Here is a 3,040-nt window from a genome sequence, read left to right as displayed (position 1 = left end):
AAAAAGCTGGATGAATGGTCGGTCGTACCAAACCTTTGGGGACTGGTGATTGCACCACCGGGCGCACTCAAAACACCGGCCTTTAATCAAGCCATCCGACCAATCAAAAAATTGCAAGCCAAGGCATTAAAACAGTTTGAACAGAAAATGGCAGACTACGAAGCACAAAAGGCCGTCAACGAAACCAAACTTGCAGCACTCAAAGCCAAGCTTCGCAAACAAACCAAAGACGCCTCAGACAACACCGCTCATCTCGAACAAGACATCGTTGCTTTGTCTCAAGACGATAAGCCCTCACTTCAACGTTTCTTCACAAACGATACAACCGTTGAAAAACTCGGTGAGTTACTCAGCCAACAGTCGTCGGCCATACTGGTGTATCGCGATGAACTCTCCGGATGGTTTAAAACACTCGAAAAAGAGGGCCGAGAAAACGACCGTTCGTTTTACCTCGAAGCGTGGAACGGAGACAGCAGTTATGTTTTTGACCGCATCGGTCGAGGAACCGTCCCCATTGATAACTTGTGCATCAGCATTCTTGGTGGTGTTCAACCCGGTGTTATTCATCATCACATCGCCGGTGCACTAAAAAACGAAGGCCAAGCGGACGGTATGTTGCAGCGGTTTCAATTGCTCGTATGGCCAGAAACCAAAAACAATTGGCAGTGCAATGACAAGACACCCAACGCCCTCGCCGCACAACGGTTGCAATCGTTGTTTGAAAACATCAGCCTCGGACACTTTAACTTTACGCCCAACAAAGACGAACAAGGGCAGGCTTATCTTCAGTTCTCTGACGAAGCGCAAGGACGGTTTATTCAATGGTTAGAGCATTGGGAAAACGTTGTTGTAAGGCAATCGGATAACGCTGCCATCGAAGCACACTTATCGAAATACAAAAGCTTAGTACCAGCATTGGCTTTGCTCTTTCACATTTGTGAATCAAACGAGTCAGACATTCAAGCGCACTCGCTCAATCAAGCCATTCGTTTTACAACGTACTTACAGTCTCACGCAGAACGTGTGTTTAACAACATCATCCATGCGCCCGAACAAACGGCAGCTATGCTCGCAGACAAAATCCACACCGGTAAGTTAGGAAGTCAGTTCAAGCGCTGGGAAATTGAAAAGAAGTGTTGGTCCGGTATCAATAAACTCACCATTCCGCCTGCGCTCGACTTACTTGAAAACCACCATTGGCTGAGAAGCGAAGAGGTAAAAACAGGCGGACGACCTTCTACGGTTTATCACGTCAATCCTCATGCATTGAATTTTCATTAAAACGCCCAGTTATCGAACCCCAAAAACCGGAAAAAGTATTCAGGAGACCCATATGTTAAAAACTGCAGAGTGTGAAAGAACAGGAAGAGTCATTTCAATCAACGACGGTTATCTGGTCGCTTGCCGCCGAACAGGAAAGTGGCAGTTCGTTTGTGAAGAAGCACCAGAATACCCTTTTCAAGAAAAGAGCTTCCGACTGTCCGATTTTGTAAAAAGTCCTATTGAGTTAATCGACTGGCTAATGTATTTGTCGGCTCACACTTGGTTCGACCCAAACGTGTTTTTTGAGTTCATCCATAAGCTTTGGAGCGATAACCAGCCGAAGCGTAACCATTCAATAGACTTTTCAAAAATCTTCATTGATTGTGAGCCTTATATGAAACTTAAAAATAGCTCAACAAACTAAAATAGCATCAAGATTTAGGCTGGGTTTTAATCCAGCCATTTCAGGCTTCGGTACTACAGTAATAAAACGGCCGTAAGAACTGAGTGGTGGCTGCCCTGCCTTAACTTCTGATTAATTGATTATGTTTAATCTGTCAGTACACAGAATAATTTACAATCTCAATTTACAGTCTCTCAAAATTCTTCAAAGTAAATACTTTCTCTGTTAGTACAATTTTTTTTGTTTAGCACAACGCTACCTGTATGAGCCTCTCTTTTATTAGTATTGTTGTTGTCTTTATATTGAATTACACTGCCCCAAAACACAAATAAGCACTGCTCTTTAACTAAAGACTTAAGTGTAGGGTAAACTTCAGTTAAATTAATTCTAAACTGGAACGATTCACTTGGAAGCAAAACAACCTCTTCAACACCATAGTCTACAGGCTGCCAAAAACCTTTCTTTATTACACCGCTAGGGCTAATAAGCTTTATATTAAGCTCATCGCGACTAAGCAAAGCTCGAAAAATCTTAACCTTACTTTTCGATTTATTAGCTAGGCTGATACCCAAGTAGCTTTCACCTTCTATTGTCGTAGTAAAAGTTAAGTCTTCTGAAAGAGCACTTTTTGCCACGAACAAAAGTGAGATAAAAATTAAAATTCGAATCATTACCTTTCCTTACTAGTTTTTCCGATTTAACGAGTCAATCATTTGCATCCAAACTTTACCAAAATCTCTTCTACGACCGTTAATATGCGAACGGTTAATATCGATAGCTTTCTCAATTGTTATCACCTGGTCTGGCGACAAATTACCACGAGAAAGCTTCTCAATATTGTACAGCGCATGTGCTTGATGCGCATCATGCTCAAATGCTTCACCGATAGCATCAGGTATATTTTTCCAACCAACGGTAAGCCCGAACTCGGCATTTTCCAATATCTCAATATTAGTAGAGTACATTCGCATTTGCTCAATGTGAACATTTTCATGCTCTTCAATGCCTTCAAGTAATACTTTATCGTGTCCTTTGCCGTGGTATACGGTTAGTCCACCTTCTCCATCTGTTATAACTCTTCCATATTCCGGGTTCTCTAAATCATCTATATGCCTTCCCAAAGCAAGTTCATATTTTTCATCCCCAATAACTTGCTCTGTAATATTAATTACCTTTCCATGTTTAGTTTTGCTTTTTTTACTTTCTCCACTGGGGGTTGAGTTATTGGTGGCATCACCCTGACTTTCCTGAACCTGCCCCTGCTGAGGCGTTTGCTCAACTTCAGTATTCCCATCGCCTTTCTCATTGGTGTTTTCATTTGAGTCTTAACCTTATTATCTTTTAACAGAATTAAATTTTACATCGCCTAGTTTC

General features: G+C 41.7%; 4 protein-coding genes. 2 read left to right on the top strand and 2 right to left on the bottom strand.

Translation table 11 applies throughout. The features are described from left to right. Together ACTUJY_RS20995 and ACTUJY_RS20990 are read left to right on the top strand one after the other, a co-directional pair. On the top strand, positions 1-1,281 hold a 1,281-nt coding region (locus ACTUJY_RS20995), incomplete at its 5' end, for a YfjI family protein (RefSeq protein WP_463618089.1). Positions 1,282-1,333: 52 nt separating this feature from the next. Next, positions 1,334-1,687, top strand: coding sequence for a hypothetical protein (locus ACTUJY_RS20990; protein ID WP_463616172.1), 354 nt, complete (start codon positions 1,334-1,336; stop codon positions 1,685-1,687). Positions 1,688-1,860: 173 nt separating this feature from the next. Here ACTUJY_RS20990 and ACTUJY_RS20985 read toward each other — a convergent pair whose 3' ends face one another. Together ACTUJY_RS20985 and ACTUJY_RS20980 are read right to left on the bottom strand one after the other, a co-directional pair. Continuing rightward, positions 1,861-2,337: a hypothetical protein gene (locus tag ACTUJY_RS20985; protein WP_463618088.1), complete on the bottom strand. Its 477-nt coding sequence runs from the start codon at positions 2,335-2,337 to the stop codon at positions 1,861-1,863. A 12-nt stretch (positions 2,338-2,349) separates the two neighbouring features. Then, positions 2,350-2,787 (bottom strand): hypothetical protein, encoded by a 438-nt coding sequence (locus ACTUJY_RS20980; RefSeq protein ID WP_463618087.1) that lies wholly within the window; start codon positions 2,785-2,787, stop codon positions 2,350-2,352. Positions 2,788-3,040: the final 253 nt, after the last annotated feature.

Source organism: Pleionea sp. WD8-19 (assembly GCF_055326765.1).
This window is presented reverse-complemented; position numbering and strand designations above follow the sequence as displayed.